The organism is Synechocystis sp. PCC 6714, from assembly GCF_000478825.2.
Classification (GTDB): Bacteria; Cyanobacteriota; Cyanobacteriia; order Cyanobacteriales; family Microcystaceae; genus Synechocystis.
Genome location: NZ_CP007542.1, coordinates 1,123,108 through 1,140,775 on the forward strand (window position 1 = coordinate 1,123,108; position 17,668 = coordinate 1,140,775).

Here is a 17,668-nt window from a genome sequence, read left to right on the forward strand (position 1 = left end):
CTAAGTAAATAAACTATGAATAGCCCCTTTATTCCCACCACTCTGCCATCTGGATTTGAACACACCTACACCAACGTTGACGGGGTAAATCTCCATGCCATTGAAGGGGGAAACGGGCAACCATTACTTTTACTTGGTGGCTGGCCCCAAACCTGTTACGTCTGGCGGTTATTGCTGGAACAATTGGGAGAACATTTCCGGGTAATAGCTCTAGATATGCGGGGTCAGGGGGATTCAGATATTCCCGACGGCCCCTATGACTGCGGCACAGCGGCTAAGGAAATTAAAGCTTTTTTAGAACAAAAAGAAATTAATTCTTTTTACTTAGTAGGCCACGATGTGGGAGCTTGGGTGGCATTTACAGTGCTAAAGTTTTTTCCGGATGCGGTGCTCGGGACAGGGTTAATTGATGCGGCTATTCCTGGTTTAGTGAGTAGCGATTTCTTTGCCGTTGTTAATGCGCCAAAAGTTTGGCAGTTTTATTTCCACATGGTGCCAGATTTAGCAAGTAGTTTGGTAACAGGAAAAGAAAATGAATATCTCAGTTGGTACTTCACCAATAAATCTAAACGAAAACAAAACCTTACACCAGAAGTGATTGACTATTATGCCCGTTATTACAGTCGTCCAGGGGCTATGAAAGCCGGTTTTCTTTGGTACTCTGCTTTGGAAGAAACAACAAAAGCAAATACCCCGACGGTGGATACCCATTTTAACCAACCAATTTTCGCCATGGGGGGAGAATTTGCCACTAAATCGTTAATTTATAATGGTTTATCTCCCTATTGTGATGACATTACCGGTTATGTGATTGAGCAGTGTGGTCATTACATTCCCGAGGAAGCACCAGAGGAAATTTTCCAGGCAATTTTAACTACTTTTACAACCGCGAAGGAGTCCTGAACTATGCAAAGAAGAGAGCTGTTTAAATATGGTCTGGCCACCGGAGCTGGGGCGATCGCCAGTTATGGTTTCATGGGCAATAAACCATTGTTGGCGCAACAGTCTAATGCTGGTGGTGGCAAGTTTTGGCCCGATAATATTCGTCTGCCCATTTCCTTGTCTTTAATGTTTGAAACGGGCAGTCAACCGGCGAAAGGTGCCCCCACTCCCTTTGGTAATTTCACCCCGCCGCCGGATTACTACGATATGCCCACCATTACCTGGTATCGGTATGGCTATACGGAAGGGGTTCCCCGTATTCTTGATTTACTGGATAAGTACAAAATTAAGATTACGTCCCATATGTCCGGGCGCACGGTGGAAATGTACCCAGACCGGGCCAGGGAAATTGTCGAGCGGGGCCATGAAGCGGCGGCCCACGGTTGGAATTGGGACAATGAATTCAACATGACTGCCGCCCAGGAAAAAGATTTTATTCAACGCAATGTGGATATGATCCTAAAAGTTACAGGGCAACGGGCCGTTGGGTATAACGCACCCGGTTTACGGGGTTCTGTGAATGTTCTTTCTGTACTGAATGAACTAGGTTTTGTCTACCACATTGACGATGTTAGCCGGGATGAGCCTTTCATTGTTAACCTCAATAACGGCGGATCCATTATGGTGGTGCCCTACGCTGTTTATTTAAATGACATTCGTGCCTATGAGGCAAGGTTCTTTTCGTCTGAACAGTATTTAGCAGAGTTAAAAAACTCTTTCGATCGCCTTTATGAAGAGGCCGCTTACCGGCGAAGGATGATGGCAGTAACCATGCACGATCGCCTACAACGGCCGGAACACGTCTATGTATTTGAGGATTTCCTGAAGTATGTAATGTCGAAACCAGGGGTAGAATTTATGAAAAAAATTGACATTGCCAACTTTGCTTTAAATGACAAAAATACCATTCGGGAAGATATTCAAAATGTTTATCCCAATGTGCCTAATTTTGTCCCCGGCGCTACCAGTTAACTAACTGATAAATATGTCGGCAAGTTTATTGTCAAAAAGAAATTAACAAGGAATTTAACCATGCTCAAATCCACTTTTGCTCCGTTGTTAACCGCCATTTCTTTAACTGGTTTAACCCTACCGGCCTTGGCTCTAGAAGAAACCCCCGTTTTATCGTCGGACATTGCCATTAAAGCAGCCCAGTCGGCGATCGCCGCTTGTCGTCAGGAAGGTTATGGAGTTACCGCTACGGTGGTCAACCCCGAAGGCAATGTCTTGGTGGTCATTCGTAGTGATGGAGCTTTGGTACATACAGTACAAACTTCATTTAACAAAGCCTATTCTGCTGTTACTTTAGCCACCAACCATAATCTGGACAGTACTTCCGGCATTCTGGCATCAATGCAGGCTAAGGGAGCCCAGGGTGTGGGGACATGGCCTATGCCCGCCGATCCCCTCACGGGCATTACTCTTTTTCCCGGCGGAGTACGCTTACTTTCCCAGGGCAAAGTGGTAGGGGGTTTGGGGGTTTCCGGCACTCCCGTTGGTATGACGGATGAAGGTTGTGCCATCAAAGGTCGGGATGCCATATTACCGGATTTGCGTTAACTTTTGCAGTTAGTGACTATTGTAATTCTAGCAAAATAATGGTGCCGTGGTAAGCGGCGATCGCCAAGTTTTTGCCGTTGGGATGGAAAGAAACACTGCCCAATCTTTCTAAATTTGGGTCATATTGGTCCAATAATTGTCCCTGCAAATTCCATACTCTTAAAACGCCATCATCGGAAACGGTGGCAATTAAATTATTTTGGTTAATGGCAACTCCGGTGACCCAACCGTCATCGAGGACATCAATTTTTAATATTTCTTTGCCATCAAGATTAAATACCCGGGCCGTACCATCGAACCCGCCAGAAACTAATAATTGCCCGTCCTTACTAAAACGGACACTGTTAAGGCGGCCTTGATTAGTTTCAATGATTTTTACCACTTCCCCCGCCGGATTTAGTAAAGTGATTTCACCAATATCTTGGGTGACCGCAATTAAACTTGCCTGGGCATTAAAGTCCATATTACGACTGACCCCAGGGCGAGTTACCGAAAACAAGGGTTTATTCGTGTTTGACCAGCCTTGAATGGTACCATCATCGGAACTGGTCACCATCCCCATATCTTGATTAAAAAAAGCAACATCGGTAACAGCGGAAGTGTGACCTCTGATTTCCCCCAACACATTACCCTGTATATCCCAAATGCGGGCAACACCGTTGTAACCGGCGGTAATAATAGCTTTCCCATCACTACTAAATGTACCATTAAAAATCATAGCCACAGGGCTACCAGCAAATTCTTGCACCAATTGTCCGTCCGCGGTCCAAAGTTTGCCTAAACCATCGGTGGCCGTTGAAAGTAGATAATTGCCATCTTGACTGTGGTGAATTTGGATAATTGCTTCCCCTTTTAACTCATGGCCTAGGTAACTTTTAATTACCTGCAATTTAACCCGGGAGTCAACCTTGCTTTCCCTGACTAAAAAACTATCAGTCGGGGGATTTTTAGCTGAGACATCGCCGCCGGTAAAACTAATCGTTAAACCCAGCAAAAAAACGAACAAAAATTTAAGTTTCATATTGCTTTTACTACTCACTTAGATAGATGAAAAATCCACACTTGCCCTTGACTGCCGGTGGCCGCCAAATATTTACCATCGGGGGAAAAACTTAAACTAGTTAATCTGCCGGAACCCAACGGCAATTCATGCAGTAACTGGCCATCTTTGCCCCAAAGTCTGATAGCGCCGTCATCACTGGCGGTGGCAAGCCATTCCCCTTGGGGGTAAAACTGGGCACTGTTCACCCAACCAGTCGGCACAACTTTATATTCAGTGATTAATTCCCCAGCTAAATTCCATAACTTGGCAGAACCATTGGTGCCTGCGGTTAACAATTGCTGACCATCGGGGCTGAAATTAACATTATTAATTCGTCCCTGACCCGTGGCAATTTCCCGCTCAATTCCCCCCTGGGGATTAATCAAATATAAGGAACCACTATCGGAAACGCTGGCAATTAAAATACCCCGGGGATGGTAAGCCAAATTTCGGGCTGTGCCGGGGTTTAAAACCCCCACTAATTTTTCCCCTTGCCGAGTAAAAACTTGAGTTTGGCCGTCATCGGAACAGGTGACAATGGTTTGGCCATCGGGGCTAAATAGAGCATCGGCCACTGCCGCTCGATGGGGGCGTTGTTCCTCTATTAGTTCCCCCTGCAAATTCCACAGACGAATAGTGCCATCATAGCCGGTGGTAATTAACGTTTGGCCATCGGGGGAAAAGCGAGCATTGAACATAGGAGGTTTTTGCCCCCGCAGTTGCTTTAACATTTCGCCTTCTTTAGTCCACAAAGTCCCCACACCATCGGCGGAAGCAGTGAGCAAAAACTTGCCGTCAGGGCTAAAGTAAATCCTATTGAGGGCGACCTCAGCCCCGGTAAATTGTTTTTGTAAGTGGAGTTTGATGGTCGATTGCTGGTTGATAGAAGCCGCCTTGGGGACCTCTGCCTCCACTATTTCTACCCCCATAAGTGGCAAACTTAGGGCTAGTAAAACTGCTGGAAAAGTTCTCATCTATGGCACCAAACGGGATTTAATTTTTTCGATGCCTTTGATACCACAAATCTGGTCTAAATTGCCATTGGGGGAACCGGAAACCCCGATCGCCGCCACCAATTCGTCCCCCACTTTAATGGCCAGGCCGCCGGTGCTAAAACTCAGGCCAGTGACTGGGTCGGGGGCCAGGGGTAAGGAGCCTAGGGGCAGAGGAGTTGGGGTCATTTTTTTGGCGATCGCCTCGGTGGAATCCTCCCCAGTAATGGGGCCTAGGGTAATTAGGGTAAAAGCCTTGTACAAACTATATTCTATGGTGTGGGGGGTAGCGCCATCACCCCGGACTACGGCCTGCACTAAACCTTCTTGATTAACCACTGTGGCAGTGACATTGTAGCCATCCCGTTGACAACTATTCACCGCTTCCATGGCCGCCTCCACCGCCAGGGCCACTGGTAATTGATAGTAGGTTTTCAAGGCCAGGGCCCCGGAAGAAAAAGTCAAAGATAGGCCAAGGGAAATCCCCAGTACCAGACAAGGTCGCAAAATTATTTCTCTCAATTTCACAGGACACTCCCTTTGGTGAAACAATCCTAATTGTACTCACACCTAAGGTTTTTTTTAATAAATCTACTGCCCCCGCCCTAGGGTAGAATCCAATGGTAATTGCATTGCCAAAGGCCTTAATATTTAGTTTTCCCAGGACTTGATTTTATTTACGTTACTTAACTTTACATAAAGTACTAAGTTGGGGAAATTCCAGCAGGGGCAAGCACTTAATATTTCCGTTGATATTTTTCCAGGTATGCCCATGGCGTTTGATATTGCCGACAAAATAATTCTTGTTACTGGTGCCAATCGGGGCATAGGCAAAGTGCTAGTGGAGTCTTTTTTGGACCACGGGGCCGCAAAAGTTTACGCCGCCGTCAGAAAGCTGGCCAGTGCAGAACCCCTAGTGGAGCAATATGGCGATAAAGTAGTGCCCACCTTGATTGATCTAGCGGAGCCACAGTCTATTACCGCCGCCGCCCAAATCGCAATGGATGTGGAAGTGGTGGTCAATAATGCTGGGGTACAGAAAGTTGCAAATCCCCTAGCTGAAGAAGCGATCGCCTACCTGAAATTTGAAATGGAAACTAATGTGTATGGGTTGATTGCCATGGCCCAAGCCTTTGCCCCCATACTTCAAGCCAATGGGGGAGGAGCTTTTGTGCAACTTAACTCGGTGGTGTCCCTGAAGTCATTGCCCAATATTGCCACCTACTCCGCTTCCAAGGCCGCTGCCTATTCCATTACCCAGGCATTACAAGAACTTCTCCGTCGTCAAAATACTCTTGTTTTAAGTGTCCACCCTGGCCCCATCGCCACCGAAATGACCCATGCTTCTGGAAGAGCTGACATTGCCGAATCTCCCACCCTAGTGGCGGAAGCTATTATTTCTGGACTCCAATCTGGTGAGTTCCATGTTTTTCCCAACGACACAATGGCGAAAGAAATGGGTAATGCCTATCGAAGCTTTGCCAAAAATGTAGTCGAAGTCAGCTTTGACTGAAAATTGGACTTTATAATTCACAGCTAAATAACGGGAAATGTCAGTCATGAAACATTCACGGAGAAATTTCCTCGCTTTGGCAGGGGCCAGTTCCCTATTGGCGATCGCCGCCCCAAAGTTATGGGCCCAGGGTATACCCCAGGAAATTTTAAACAAAATTTTGCCCCTGCCCGGCCAATACGGTGAATATTACGGCCAGGCAAAAATTAGGGCCTTTCACCTCCACAATCAACCGGACACTAGCCCATTACATAAAGCTTTAGAAGAACTCTGGTTAGATGTATTTAAACAAACTGAGGGGGAACTATTTGTCACCCCTATCCCCCAAGATGCTTCCATTCCCGCCGGGGATCCCCAGGCTGTGCAATTTATTACCGGGGGACGTTTTGAAATTGTTAGCGTTGCCGGCCCCATTATCGATAAAGTAGCCCCCGATATTATCGGCGTTCAAAATTTTCCTCTCATTTATCAATCGTCCCAGGATGCTTTTGAGATTATTAATCAGCCCCTTTTTGCAGAGACTCTTAATGGTTCAGTAGCCCAATATAATCTAACCTATTTGCCCAATGGTACTTTCGACAACGGCATGAGAGTGGTCACCTCCATTGCCAAGCACCCCATTAATAAACTGGAAGATTTTCAAAATCTCAAAATCAGAATTCCCCCTTCCAATGACATGGAAATGACCATGAAAGCCCTGGGAGCCATTCCCGAGAAAATTACTATGAATCAAGTTTTTCGTTCTCTAGAAAATGGTACTGTCGAGGCCCAGGAGAATCCCCTTTCAGTGGCCCTAGGATTTGAACTTTATAAAGTAACTAAATATTTAAACATGACTAACCATGCTTGGTCAGGATATAACACTTTCTTTAATACTAGCTTTTGGAATAGTCTTTCCCCTGAAGTCCAGAATGTTATCAGGGAACTTCTGCCCATTTACCAAGCAAAGCAAATAAAAGCCCAGGAAGAATATAATCAACAGGCTTATCAAAAATTAACTAGTAATTTAGCTATGGTGGTAACGGAACCCAACCTATCCCAAGCCCATAGTCAATTGATTAAGGTTTATCAGTCGATGTATGGCAAGTTAAATCCCCAGGCTCAATCTCTGATCAGAAATAAGTTAGAAGAAAAAACTGGCATCAAGTTTACTTAGGCTAAAATCGACTTTGTAGTTAAGTTTTGTCAATTAGTTTTCAATAATGCTAGCAATATGAAGTTTATACTTGGTTTTGCCAATCCTTGGCTCTGTTCCACCTATTGTAAAAACATCAAACTTAAACGTTCGTCACTGACCATATTACTTTTGGTTAGCCTGTGGCTAATTCCTCAACAGGAACAGGTCTGGGCCCAGGAAAAACCCTTTGTGGTCAAAAAGATCGACCTAACTCATTATGGAACACCGGCTTCCATTGCCCAGGATCGGGAATCTCAACAATTGGCCATTGCTTTCTATAACTGCAATTTAGTTTTCCTTGATGGTAATTTGAACCAAGACCAGAAAAATAGTTTATTTCTTAAAGATTGTAAACGTTTTTTTCGGGCTAGATATGGGGAGCTTGGTGCGATCCCCTTTCTTATTTCTTCCATTTACACTGGAAGCAGTGTTTTGCATAACTCCCAGCAGAGTTTCGATATTCCCCTCCACAAAGCGGCGGTGACAGATTCCCTCATTGTCCAGGATTATCTATTATCATCTTCCGATGATGGTTCAGTAACCATATCAAGGTTAATCAGCCTTTCTCCCCCCAAAGTTAATACCTTAAAGCTTTACCAATCCATTGGTGTTGCAAGGAATTTGGCCTTTGTCCACACCCCAGATCCAGATGTTGGTAAAGTTGCCGTTAGTTACGATACTGGTGAAATTGTTATTTTTGATATTGACCGCAACACCGGTCTTAATCCAGTTGAGCCCACCATATTTAGAAATATCAATAGTCGAATTAACACTTTTAAGTTCACCGAAAATGGCTCCAAATTATTAATTGGCTACTTCACCGGGGAACTGGTGCAGTTGGATGTCGATAATAAGACTAGTAAAACCCTTTTAAAAGTTGATTCCTGGCTTAATACGTTGGATATTAACTCCCAAGATTTAGTGGCGATCGGTGACGATAGTGGTTTCGTCAAAATTATTTCTTTGTCCACTGGAAAGCTAATCAAGGAAGAAAAAATCTCCCAAACTGGCATTACTGCCCTGATTTTTATGGATGATCAAACCATACTCGCCGCCGATGCCGCTGGCATGGTTTACCTAGGAAAATTGTAACTACAGCAAAAAACCCGATCGCCGGGGTTAAACCCTCAACCATCGGGGCAAAATAGTTGGATGTAGGCATGGAAGTTGCTGGCAAGCCAAAGGGACTAGGACTAGGCGTAGGCGGCATCAGCAAGGGGGTAAATTAGCCCCGCATTTTCTGGGCCCAAACCTTGGTGGGTAGACCCCAGATATAGATGAAACCCTCCGCCGCTTTATGGTCAAATTGGTCTTCCATACCGTAGGTGGCTAGCTCCGCATCATAGATGGAGTAGTCAGATTTACGGCCAGCAACGTTAGCATTACCCTTAAAGAATTTCACCCGCACCATGCCAGTAACCCGTTCTTGGGTTTTGGTAATGAATGCATCCAAGGCATCCTTGAGGGGGCTGTACCACAATCCCCGGTAAATTAACTGGCTATAAATTTCTTCAACGGTGTTTTTGTAATGGGTCACATCGGCGGTTTGGGTCAAGCTTTCTAGGTCTCGGTGGGCATCGATTAGAACCAACAAGGCTGGAGCTTCGTAAATCTCCCGGGATTTAATCCCTACTACCCGGTTTTCTACCATATCCAAGCGCCCTACCCCATGGTTACCGGCGATTTCATTTAGACGCTCCACCAAGGCAACGGGGTCTAGCATCACCCCATTCAAGCTGACGGGAATGCCCTTTTCAAAGCCAATATCCACATATTCTGGCTCATCCGGGGTGTCGGCGATCGCCTTGGTCATCAGATAAATTTCTTCGGTGGGTTCCGTCATGGGGTCTTCTAGGGGCCCCGCTTCGATACTACGGCCGAGGATATTGCGGTCAATGCTGTAGGGTGAAGACTTTTTCACCGGGGATTCCACACCGTACTTTTCCCCGTAGGCAATGGTTTCTTCCCGGCTCATTTTCCATTCCCGGGCCGGAGCCAACACCTTCAAATTGGGATTGAGGGCCATAATGCTGATGTCAAACCGTACTTGGTCATTACCTTTCCCGGTACAACCATGGGCCACCGCATCGGCGCCATATTTTTCCGCCGCTTCCACTAACATCTTGGCAATCAAGGGCCGAGCCAGGGCTGTGGACAGGGGATAGCGGTTTTCGTAGAGGGCATTGGCCTGGATGGAGCGAAAAGCATAGTCCTTGACGAATTCTTCTTTGCCGTCAATAACCAACGATTCCACCGCACCACAACGGAGGGCTTTTGCCTGAATCGGCCCCAGTTCATCTCCCTGGCCCAAATCCGCCGCCAGGGTAATAACTTCCTCTACACCCCATTCGTGCATTAAATAGGGAATACAAACCGATGTATCTACCCCACCGGAATAGGCGAGAACGACTTTTTTGGCGCGGCCCATACTGCTTTTACCTGAAGAACTGATTCAATGTGCCATTCTAGCAGTAATGTCTTGGTCAAAATTGTTTGTTTTAACACCACGCAGGTCCTGGCTCTCGGCTATCTGCAAGGGGTTTCGCCTAGCTTACCGAATCTCCAGCGCCCGCAAATGTCAGGCTTTCCAGATAGAGCCCATCTAAACTAAGATCCACTCCGTTCGGCCATTCCACGGAACCGAAGACAATTCTTTTAGAGCTAAACTGACAAAGCAATAAATCTTACTAAGGCTAATTTCTACCATGGCTCAGCACTACCCGATAATGGGCCTTGCCGTTTTCTAAATGGGCGATCGCCTCGTTGATCTGGTCAAAACTGAATTGCTCCACCACGGGCTTAATATTGTGACGCACCGCAAAATCCAACATGGTGGTAATGGTGGCGGGACTGCCCACCGGGGAAGCGGCAATGGACCTTTGTCCCATCAAGAGGGGGAAAAGACTCAAATCTAAGGGCTCCAACACCACCCCAACAAAATGGAAATGGCCCTGGGGGGCCAGGGTGCTGATATATAAATTCCAATCCAACTTCAGGTTCACCGTGGAGATAATATAGTCAAATTTGCCCTGCGCACTGGCGATCGCCTCGGGATCTCTGGAGTCGATCACATGGTGGGCCCCCAACTCCAAAGCCTCTGTTTTTTTTCTAGTACTGGAGGTAAAGGCAGTCACCTCACAGCCCCAGGCCCGCAGGAACTGCACTGCCAAATGCCCCAGACCACCAATGCCAACTACCGCCACCTTAGCAGTGGGTTTTAAACCTAATTCCACCATGGGACTGAATACTGTAATCCCTCCACAAAAAAGAGGACCTGCCGTGGCTAAATCAATTCCTTCGGGTAATTTGACTACACTCACTCCCTTAGCCCGTACCCGATCGCCAAAGCCGCCATAATGACCAACAATGGTGGATTCCGCTGTGCCACAAAGATTGTGGTAGCCAGATAAACAACTCCGGCAGGTCATGCAATAGCCCGCATGCCATCCCAATCCCACCAGATCCCCCACCTGGACATGGGTTACATTTTCACCAATGGCCGCCACAGTCCCCACCACCTCATGGCCTGCCACCAGGGGATAACTGGAAATGCCCCATTCGTTATTAATCATGGACAGATCGCTGTGGCAAACACCACAGTACTGCACCTCAATTTCCACTTCGCTGGCCCCTAAAGCACCGGGATCGTATTCAAAGGACTCAAGTTTTCCATTGGGTTCCAGGGCGGCGTAGGCTTTAATCATTAGGAATAAGGTTCAAAATTCAATTCTTTATTGATATGCTCAAAGCCGGATTAAACGAAATTGGCGATTCAGATCCGGGGCTCAGTTTCCCAGATTGTAGTCCATTACCCAGGGGATGACACCGCAGTTCCAATCGCTTTCGCTAGTCTTCCCCATACAACTGGCTAACCTGCTCCACCGAGAGGCGGGACTGAATGCCCAAAGTCAAAGGGGAACGATCGCCGTTTTGGAAATGGTCGGCGGCGGCACAGGCAATCATCGCCGCATTATCGGTACAAAATTTCAGGGGAGGGAAAAAGACCCGTAATTGGTGTTCTTGGGCGGCCAATTGCAAATGGTGCCGTAAACGACTATTGGCGGCGACACCTCCCCCCACAGTGATGGTGGTCAGGCCATGGTCCAACGCACATTGAATAGTTTTTTTTGTTAGTGAACGGGCCACCGTCTCTTGGAAGCTGGCGGCTAAATCATCCACTGGTAAAGGGACAGAGCTTTGTTTGAGTTCTTGGGTGAGGCGCAACATGGCCGTTTTTAAGCCGCTAAAACTAGAGTCGTAGGGATGATAACCCCCTTGGGGCAAAGAAATTCTGCCTTCGGGTAACTTAAATGCCAAAGGATCACCCTTCTGGGCCGCCCGGTCAATGGCTGGGCCCCCTGGGTAGCTCAAATCCAGCAGGCGAGCCACCTTGTCAAAGGCTTCCCCCGCCGCATCATCCCTGGTGGTACCCAATTGTTGGTAATCACCACAACCTTGGACTCGGATCAAACTGGTGTGGCCGCCGGACACTAATAAACATAAAAATGGCGGTTGTAGATCCGGCTGACTGAGATAGCTAGCGTAGATATGACCCTCCAGGTGATGAACCCCCAGAAAGGGTTTTTGATGTACCATGGCCAAGGTTTTTGCCGCCGTTACCCCCACCATCAACGCCCCCGCTAACCCCGGGGCCACCGTCGCGGCGATCGCCCCAATGGCAGACCACGTTAAACCAGCATCCTGCAAGGCTTGGTCAAGGCAGGCATTAATTAATAGCAAATGCTGACGGGAGGCCACCTCCGGCACCACCCCCCCGAAAAGCTGATGGGTTTTTATCTGGGAAGAAACCACGTTACTGCAAACGTTACGATTATTTACAATTGCCACCGCAGTTTCATCACAACTTGTTTCAATTGCTAAAATGATTGCCATTCTCTGCTAGTTTGAGTTTGATCCAAAAGACGACGGTTTATTAGCCTAGTCTTTCCTATTATCGACTAACGATCCCTGGATCACGGTAATAGGTTGCCAATCTTGCTTATTTATTTAGCCGCCTTTTTAGTCTTTTGTTTAACCAAGGAAACGATTCTTATGAAACATTTGTTGGCGTTGCTCCTAGCCTTTACACTCTGGTTCAATTTCGCCCCGACCGCTTCAGCGGACGATTTTGCCAATCTGACCCCCTGTAGCGAGAACCCCGCTTTCCAAGCTAAGTCCCAAAACTTCCTCAATACCACCGACGATCCCAACTCCGGTAAAATCCGCGCGGAACGTTACGCCTCCGCCCTCTGTGGTCCCGAAGGCTATCCCCACTTGATTGTGGATGGTCGTTTCACCCACGCCGGTGATTTTCTCATTCCCAGCATTTTATTCCTTTACATTGCTGGTTGGATTGGCTGGGTTGGCCGTTCCTACCTCATCGAAGTTCGGGAAAGCAAAAATCCCGAAATGCAGGAAATTATCATCAATGTACCCCTTGCCATCAAAAAAATGTTGGGTGGCTTCCTCTGGCCCTTGGCCGCCGCTGGGGAATTTACCTCTGGCAAATTGGTGATGAAGGATTCCGAAATCCCCACCTCCCCCCGCTAATCATTAGTGATTGACTGGGAGCTATTGATATTAGCGTTTTATATCTAGGTCCCTCCAATTGCATTGTTATTTTTTGTTTACCTCAATTCTGGAGACTCATATTTATGGACGGTTTGAAATCCTTTTTGTCAACAGCTCCGGTCATGATTATGGCTTTGTTGACCTTCACCGCTGGTATTTTGATCGAGTTTAATCGTTTTTACCCCGATCTTCTTTTTCACCCCTAGTTTTACTGGGCAACTAAATTTCCCTCACTATTGTTTGTGGTGAGACAAGACTCTGGTTAGGATTTACAGTTAAGATCCTAGCCAGTTTTTTTTGCTAACAATTCCCTAAGAAATAGTTGAATTACTGTCGTTTCTAGTAAGACTGAAGCAGTTAAATTAACCGAAAAGCTCGTCAATAAAGACTTAAGCAGTCTCGAAGTTATTTGAAATGACTATGCCGGATCATTCTGTCAATTTACCTGGGTTGAGTAAATCAAGGGGATCTACTTGGCGTTTAAAAATTAATTGGGATTCCGGCAGGGGCTGTACAGAACCTCCAGCTAAGCTGTAGGTGTGGGGGTTAGCGATTCTTGCCCCTAAGGTTTGGTGGGCCGCCATAATCTCTTCTAGGCGATCGCCGTTGGTAAATTTAACTAAAGGAAAACCCGCTAGGCACATTACCCCTTGGATTCGCATCATTTCAATGTGGAACATAATCTCATCCTCGAATAGTTTTTCTAGGGTAAGAATTTGTTCTAGATCTTGATAGAAAAATACCTGGAGATAGGTCAGATTAAGGTCTACGGTCCTAGCCAAAAGGGTGGTGTGATTCCAATTGAATTCAATTAAATTAATTTTTTTGCCAGAGGTTTGGGGATTTTGCTCAAAAATAATTTCCCCTTTACTTGTCCTTGCTAACTCCCTAAAAGCAAACCAATCTAACTCAGAAATAATCACCATCACCCAATGGGCACCGGGCTGATAATAGTTTTTCAAGCCGCTGAAATATTGGGGAATGGGATGGCCTTGGATGGAAATTTCCCTACTGACAATGCCGTCTTGGTTAGCTAGTTCCTGGGCAAAGGCGATCGCCGATGATAGATCCGTAAAACTAACTATGGCTTCCCGCCAGGGCAGGGCTGGGGTAAGGGGCAAAGTAACTTCGGTGATAATGCCGTTGGTGCCATAGCCGTGGATAACCGGTTGGGCCCCTTGACCAGGTAAAACTAAGCGTTGGGGTTCCGCCTCCATGGTCAATACGGTCAGGCTCTGGACGTTGCCAGGGTCAAAGAGGGTGCCATAGTTCACTGCGCCGATGCCGGTACTGCCTCCGCTGACGAAGCCCCCCACTGTAGCGGTTTGATAGGTGGAAGGTAATAAGCGTAATTCCCAACCTATTTGCCTAGCCTGTTGTTCCAGCCTACCTAGTTTTACCCCCGGTTCCACCACCGCTTTCCCCGGTTCCAGGCTCATAATCCTTTGCATGGGAGACAAGTCCAAAACAATGCCCCCCTGGAGAGGAACACATTGGCCGTAATTACCGGTACCAGCCCCCCGCACTGTGAGGGGAATTTTGTTAGCTACACAACAACGGATCACGGCGATCGCCTCCGTTTCCGAGCGGGCCAATACCACCAGATCTGCCTGTTTGCCCTGTAACTGCACCGTTAAAATGGGGCTGAAATGGGCATAATCAGTGGATAGCTTTTTTCTTTGCTGGGGGTCTTGGATTACTTCCAAGCCTTGGGCGGTTAACGAGGCCGCAATGGCTGACCAATCCATTTTCATAATTCCTTGCTAAGTCTGGATTAGTTGCAGGCCCCCATATTATTGATTTGCACCACCAACTGGTCAATGGCCCGCACCAAGTTATCCCCAGAGCGGCTCCAATCATTGGCCAAAATACTGAAGACTACGGTGCCGTGGGAGGGAGTGTTGGCATAACCGGACAGGGCCCTTACCCCCCGCAGGGTCCCAGTTTTGGCAAAGACATTATTTTGGGCCGGGGTGGCTTTCATCCGCCGAGCTAAAGTTCCATCCTGACCGGCGATCGGCATGGAAGAAACGAACAAACTACTGTTGCTGGTGCGGTACATGGCCTGGAGGGTATCCACCAGGGAACGGGGGGTGGCCGCGTTATTGCGGGATAAACCAGAACCGTCTGCTACCCGGAAACCTTGGGGATTAACCCCTAATTCGGCCACCGCTGCCTTAACGGCCCCAGGGCCCCCCACCGTGTTAAGCAAAACTTCCGCATTGTTATTGTTAGAACTTTTGTTGACCGTCATCACCCAGTTGCGGATAGGTTGGGAGCGCACTGTGGCATTGGAGCCTAACCGTTGTAGGGCCGCCGCCGTGGTGAAGATTTTAGCGTTGGAAGCGGGAATAAAAAATTTGTTCTCATTATGGCTGTACAGCACTTGGCGATCGTCTAACCGTTCCACCAACACCCCCCAATTGGCCATGGCGTTGGCTCCCACAATTCGTTGCACAATGGGTTGAAATGTGGCTGGACAAGCCCCTTGGTAAATAGGAGAGCCAATATTGCCAAATCCCCCGGTCGGCACTTCCACTTCGATGGGAATCGAATTTCTACCCTGGAAATAGTCAACGCTGGCAAAGGTTTCTGGCTGGTCGGCGAAGGCTGGGGTGGCACCTAACAGAGCGGCACTGGTGGCCAAAACACCGACTTTTAACCAGGGGGGACACTTCTTAATCATGGGCTTCCAATAAAGTTCAGAACCGTGAACCATGGGAGAGCAAATCGCACCAGTTTTGATTGGCAGTACTTAGCAATATCGAAACTGACGGATTTTTCTTCTTCCACATCTAGGCTCGGGCTTTTTGTGGCGCACCATTTTTGATGCAACAAAGACAGGATTATACCACCATGGCCCACGGCGATCGCCTTTTTTCTGGAAACAACCAACACAAAGACCAGCCAACCATGCTTTTGGTGAGCCGTTCCAATGCTGGAACTAAGAGTAAAGTGCTGGGCCTAGTCCCTAGCGGCATTGACGGGAAATAATTTTTTCCACCATGGCCTGGCTTTCATGGACTAGGCTTTGGCAGGGACCAGGGGTCTGGGTCAGGGTAGGGACAAGATTACGGGCTTGGAGGGTCATGTGGAGTTGCAATTCCGCCACGTAATCACTGATGGCTTCTTGGTGCTGGGGAAGGTTTACCGGGCTCGCTGACACTGTCGTTTTTCCTCCTTGAGCAATGATGTTAACTAAAAAATAAGGGAAAAATGCTTAATCGAGGGACTTGCGATCCCTATAAAAACTACCATGGCCCTATACGGAGATGCATGGTTCTGCAACAGTCTTTAACATTTGGCTGTCTTTCCATCTAATATTGTCCCCCACGGGTGCTAGTTCTCCTAACCCAATCAGTCATTCACTTTTTCCATGTCAGAGCTTCAAATCCTGATCCGCCATATTCGTCAAGAAGCAGAACGGGAGCCATTTCCCCTGGACTCCCCTATTTATGAGCAGGCCGGCAAGGATGCCCTAGAGCCAATTCTGTTTGGCGGGAACCTCGGTGGCCAGCTTTGTTTTTTTGGTCGGGACCTGGGGGCGGATGAGGTGCGCCAAGGACAACCATTGATTGGGGCCGCGGGACGTTTAGTAAGGAAAGGTTTTTTTGAAGCTTGGCAGGGCCGTGCCCCCAGGGGTCAAGATGATTTACAAACGGTTTGCCAACGGATTTTGCTTACCAATACGGTGCCCTACAAACCACCGGAAAATAAAGCCTATTCAGTCAAAGTTAAGGAACGGTTTCGTCCCTTTGTCGAGCAATTGTTGGTGTGCCATTGGCAGGGTAGACAAATCATTACTTTGGGAACGGAGGCCTTTAAGTGGTTTGCGCCCTATGGCCCGAGGGGGCAGTTGGATGAATTTTTCCAGGGAGGCGATCGCTATGAATCCTCCTTGGATGTGTTGATCAAGGCGAAGACAGCCGCGGGCAAAAGTAGTCAAAAAATTGTTAAATTGATGCCTTTACCCCATCCCTCACCGTTGAATAAACGGTACTACGGACAGTTTCCCCAGATGTTGCAACGGCGCTTGGCGGAAATTGCTTTCTAGCTCCAGGTTGAGGGCGCTAAAATTACTTAAGAATCTATAAAGTCGATCAATTTTACCTATGAAAGTTTTAGTTATCGGTGCCACCGGAGAAACGGGCAAACGGGTTGTTAATACCCTGATTGATCGCCAAATTGCTGTGCGGGCTTTGGTGCGGAACTATGACAGTGCCAAGGCGGCGTTGCCCCCAGGGACGGAAATTATGGTGGGGGATTTGCTCGCCCTAGAAACAATTAAGGCGGCGATCGCCGGTTGCACGGTGGTGATTAATGCGGCCGGGGCTAGACCCAGTGCAGATTTAACCGGGCCTTTCAAAGTGGATTATTTGGGTACCCGCAACCTAGTGGATGTGGCTAAAGCCAGTGGCATAGAACAATTAGTGCTGGTGTCTTCCCTTTGTGTGTCCAACCTTTTCCATCCCCTTAACCTCTTTGGACTAATCCTAGTCTGGAAACAGTGGGGCGAAAATTATCTCCGTCAGAGCGGGGTTCCCTACACCATTGTGCGGCCGGGGGGCTTGAAAAATGAGGACAACAATAACGCCGTCGTCATGGCCGGAGCAGATACGTTATTTGAAGGCAGTATTCCCCGGCAAAAGGTAGCAGAAGTTTGTGTGGAATCTCTGTTTAGCCCCAGTGCCAAAAATAAAATTGTTGAAATTGTCAGTAAACCGGATATTCCCGTGCAGTCCTTGGAGGAACTATTCACCATGGTTAGCTGATCAAAAAATTATTTAATCTTTTCAGCTAAAACAAATAAAAAGTCCCCCAAGATTTACATCTCTTTAGGGGACGAGAGCTTCTTGATTAAAAAGCAACGA

General features: G+C 47.5%; 20 protein-coding genes. 11 read left to right on the forward strand and 9 right to left on the reverse strand.

Features of this window, described 5'->3' with window-relative positions:
• The first annotated feature begins 15 nt into the window (after positions 1-15).
• From D082_RS05005 to D082_RS05015, 3 genes are read left to right on the forward strand one after another with little or no spacing between them, the layout of a single operon-like run.
• The gene (locus tag D082_RS05005) at positions 16-903 is read left to right on the forward strand and encodes an alpha/beta fold hydrolase (RefSeq protein WP_028949175.1); all 888 of its coding nucleotides are present in this window, start codon (positions 16-18) and stop codon (positions 901-903) included.
• A 3-nt stretch (positions 904-906) separates the two neighbouring features.
• Positions 907-1,914 carry a polysaccharide deacetylase family protein gene (locus D082_RS05010; RefSeq protein WP_028949174.1) on the forward strand — a complete coding sequence of 336 codons (1,008 nt, stop codon included), beginning with the start codon at positions 907-909 and terminating at the stop codon, positions 1,912-1,914.
• Between the two features lie 60 nt (positions 1,915-1,974).
• A complete protein-coding gene (locus D082_RS05015; RefSeq protein WP_028949173.1) occupies positions 1,975-2,502 on the forward strand; it encodes a heme-binding protein in 528 nt (175 codons plus the stop codon).
• Positions 2,503-2,518: 16 nt separating this feature from the next.
• On the opposite strand, the gene D082_RS05020 is transcribed toward D082_RS05015, so the two are convergent.
• The 3 genes from D082_RS05020 to D082_RS05030 are packed head-to-tail and all read right to left on the reverse strand — an operon-like array spanning position 2,519 to position 5,064.
• Positions 2,519-3,523, reverse strand: a complete 1,005-nt coding sequence (locus tag D082_RS05020) for a WD40 repeat domain-containing protein (protein WP_028949172.1) — start codon at positions 3,521-3,523, stop codon at positions 2,519-2,521.
• 14 nt (positions 3,524-3,537) lie between these two features.
• Entirely contained in the window at positions 3,538-4,518 is a 981-nt protein-coding gene (locus D082_RS05025; protein WP_028949171.1) for a WD40 repeat domain-containing protein, read from the reverse strand.
• Positions 4,519-5,064 carry a heme-binding protein gene (locus D082_RS05030; RefSeq protein WP_028949170.1) on the reverse strand — a complete coding sequence of 182 codons (546 nt, stop codon included), beginning with the start codon at positions 5,062-5,064 and terminating at the stop codon, positions 4,519-4,521.
• 244 nt (positions 5,065-5,308) lie between these two features.
• On the opposite strand from D082_RS05030, the gene D082_RS05035 reads away from it, so the two are divergent.
• From D082_RS05035 to D082_RS05045, 3 genes are read left to right on the forward strand one after another with little or no spacing between them, the layout of a single operon-like run.
• Entirely contained in the window at positions 5,309-6,049 is a 741-nt protein-coding gene (locus D082_RS05035; protein WP_028949169.1) for an SDR family oxidoreductase, read from the forward strand.
• A 46-nt stretch (positions 6,050-6,095) separates the two neighbouring features.
• Positions 6,096-7,205 carry a TRAP transporter substrate-binding protein gene (locus tag D082_RS05040; protein WP_028949168.1) on the forward strand — a complete coding sequence of 370 codons (1,110 nt, stop codon included), beginning with the start codon at positions 6,096-6,098 and terminating at the stop codon, positions 7,203-7,205.
• 57 nt (positions 7,206-7,262) lie between these two features.
• Complete coding sequence (locus tag D082_RS05045; RefSeq protein WP_028949167.1) at positions 7,263-8,318, forward strand: WD40 repeat domain-containing protein; 1,056 nt, start codon at positions 7,263-7,265, stop codon at positions 8,316-8,318.
• Positions 8,319-8,451: 133 nt separating this feature from the next.
• Here the strand turns inward: D082_RS05045 and argG are convergent, their stop codons facing one another.
• The 3 genes from argG to tsaD form a co-directional block, all read right to left on the reverse strand.
• A complete protein-coding gene (argG, locus tag D082_RS05050; protein WP_028949166.1) occupies positions 8,452-9,654 on the reverse strand; it encodes an argininosuccinate synthase in 1,203 nt (400 codons plus the stop codon).
• A gap of 265 nt (positions 9,655-9,919) precedes the next feature.
• Positions 9,920-10,930: an NAD(P)-dependent alcohol dehydrogenase gene (locus D082_RS05055; RefSeq protein ID WP_028949165.1), complete on the reverse strand. Its 1,011-nt coding sequence runs from the start codon at positions 10,928-10,930 to the stop codon at positions 9,920-9,922.
• Positions 10,931-11,072: 142 nt separating this feature from the next.
• Positions 11,073-12,119, reverse strand: coding sequence for a tRNA (adenosine(37)-N6)-threonylcarbamoyltransferase complex transferase subunit TsaD (gene tsaD, locus D082_RS05060; RefSeq protein ID WP_028949164.1), 1,047 nt, complete (start codon positions 12,117-12,119; stop codon positions 11,073-11,075).
• Positions 12,120-12,278: 159 nt separating this feature from the next.
• On the opposite strand from tsaD, the gene D082_RS05065 reads away from it, so the two are divergent.
• Positions 12,279-12,776 (forward strand): photosystem I reaction center subunit III, encoded by a 498-nt coding sequence (locus D082_RS05065; protein ID WP_028949163.1) that lies wholly within the window; start codon positions 12,279-12,281, stop codon positions 12,774-12,776.
• Between the two features lie 104 nt (positions 12,777-12,880).
• Positions 12,881-13,003, forward strand: coding sequence for a photosystem I reaction center subunit IX (psaJ, locus tag D082_RS05070; RefSeq protein WP_010872732.1), 123 nt, complete (start codon positions 12,881-12,883; stop codon positions 13,001-13,003).
• A gap of 222 nt (positions 13,004-13,225) precedes the next feature.
• On the opposite strand, the gene D082_RS05075 is transcribed toward psaJ, so the two are convergent.
• Both D082_RS05075 and dacB read right to left on the reverse strand, forming a co-directional pair.
• Positions 13,226-14,545, reverse strand: a complete 1,320-nt coding sequence (locus tag D082_RS05075) for an FAD-binding oxidoreductase (RefSeq protein WP_028949162.1) — start codon at positions 14,543-14,545, stop codon at positions 13,226-13,228.
• A 26-nt stretch (positions 14,546-14,571) separates the two neighbouring features.
• Entirely contained in the window at positions 14,572-15,483 is a 912-nt protein-coding gene (gene dacB, locus D082_RS05080) for a D-alanyl-D-alanine carboxypeptidase/D-alanyl-D-alanine-endopeptidase (protein ID WP_238546850.1), read from the reverse strand.
• Between the two features lie 143 nt (positions 15,484-15,626).
• Here dacB and D082_RS18510 point away from each other — a divergent pair, with 143 nt between their 5' ends.
• Positions 15,627-15,791 (forward strand): hypothetical protein, encoded by a 165-nt coding sequence (locus D082_RS18510; RefSeq protein ID WP_158506492.1) that lies wholly within the window; start codon positions 15,627-15,629, stop codon positions 15,789-15,791.
• On the opposite strand, the gene D082_RS05085 is transcribed toward D082_RS18510, so the two are convergent.
• Entirely contained in the window at positions 15,769-15,963 is a 195-nt protein-coding gene (locus tag D082_RS05085; RefSeq protein WP_028949160.1) for a hypothetical protein, read from the reverse strand. The two genes, D082_RS18510 and D082_RS05085, sit on opposite strands and share 23 nt — an antisense overlap.
• A 210-nt stretch (positions 15,964-16,173) precedes the next feature.
• Between D082_RS05085 and D082_RS05090 the strand changes: the two genes are divergently transcribed.
• Both D082_RS05090 and D082_RS05095 read left to right on the forward strand, forming a co-directional pair.
• Positions 16,174-16,851, forward strand: a complete 678-nt coding sequence (locus D082_RS05090) for a uracil-DNA glycosylase family protein (RefSeq protein WP_028949159.1) — start codon at positions 16,174-16,176, stop codon at positions 16,849-16,851.
• Positions 16,852-16,909: 58 nt separating this feature from the next.
• A complete protein-coding gene (locus D082_RS05095) occupies positions 16,910-17,569 on the forward strand; it encodes an SDR family oxidoreductase (protein WP_028949158.1) in 660 nt (219 codons plus the stop codon).
• The last annotated feature ends 99 nt before the right edge of the window (positions 17,570-17,668 follow it).

What these genes read in the sequence shown, in the direction of transcription:
- psaJ (WP_010872732.1), top strand. Translation starts at nt 12,881, where the DNA reads ATGGACGGTTTGAAATCCTTTTTGTCAACAGCTCCGGTCATGATTATG.
- tsaD (WP_028949164.1), bottom strand. Translation starts at nt 12,119, where the DNA reads ATGGCAATCATTTTAGCAATTGAAACAAGTTGTGATGAAACTGCGGTG.
- D082_RS05015 (WP_028949173.1), top strand. Translation starts at nt 1,975, where the DNA reads ATGCTCAAATCCACTTTTGCTCCGTTGTTAACCGCCATTTCTTTAACT.
- D082_RS05010 (WP_028949174.1), top strand. Translation starts at nt 907, where the DNA reads ATGCAAAGAAGAGAGCTGTTTAAATATGGTCTGGCCACCGGAGCTGGG.
- D082_RS05055 (WP_028949165.1), bottom strand. Translation starts at nt 10,930, where the DNA reads ATGATTAAAGCCTACGCCGCCCTGGAACCCAATGGAAAACTTGAGTCC.
- D082_RS18510 (WP_158506492.1), top strand. Translation starts at nt 15,627, where the DNA reads ATGCAACAAAGACAGGATTATACCACCATGGCCCACGGCGATCGCCTT.
- D082_RS05075 (WP_028949162.1), bottom strand. Translation starts at nt 14,545, where the DNA reads ATGGATTGGTCAGCCATTGCGGCCTCGTTAACCGCCCAAGGCTTGGAA.
- D082_RS05040 (WP_028949168.1), top strand. Translation starts at nt 6,096, where the DNA reads ATGAAACATTCACGGAGAAATTTCCTCGCTTTGGCAGGGGCCAGTTCC.
- D082_RS05035 (WP_028949169.1), top strand. Translation starts at nt 5,309, where the DNA reads ATGGCGTTTGATATTGCCGACAAAATAATTCTTGTTACTGGTGCCAAT.
- D082_RS05095 (WP_028949158.1), top strand. Translation starts at nt 16,910, where the DNA reads ATGAAAGTTTTAGTTATCGGTGCCACCGGAGAAACGGGCAAACGGGTT.
- D082_RS05005 (WP_028949175.1), top strand. Translation starts at nt 16, where the DNA reads ATGAATAGCCCCTTTATTCCCACCACTCTGCCATCTGGATTTGAACAC.
- D082_RS05025 (WP_028949171.1), bottom strand. Translation starts at nt 4,518, where the DNA reads ATGAGAACTTTTCCAGCAGTTTTACTAGCCCTAAGTTTGCCACTTATG.
- D082_RS05045 (WP_028949167.1), top strand. Translation starts at nt 7,263, where the DNA reads ATGAAGTTTATACTTGGTTTTGCCAATCCTTGGCTCTGTTCCACCTAT.
- D082_RS05090 (WP_028949159.1), top strand. Translation starts at nt 16,174, where the DNA reads ATGTCAGAGCTTCAAATCCTGATCCGCCATATTCGTCAAGAAGCAGAA.
- dacB (WP_238546850.1), bottom strand. Translation starts at nt 15,483, where the DNA reads ATGATTAAGAAGTGTCCCCCCTGGTTAAAAGTCGGTGTTTTGGCCACC.
- D082_RS05065 (WP_028949163.1), top strand. Translation starts at nt 12,279, where the DNA reads ATGAAACATTTGTTGGCGTTGCTCCTAGCCTTTACACTCTGGTTCAAT.
- D082_RS05020 (WP_028949172.1), bottom strand. Translation starts at nt 3,523, where the DNA reads ATGAAACTTAAATTTTTGTTCGTTTTTTTGCTGGGTTTAACGATTAGT.
- argG (WP_028949166.1), bottom strand. Translation starts at nt 9,654, where the DNA reads ATGGGCCGCGCCAAAAAAGTCGTTCTCGCCTATTCCGGTGGGGTAGAT.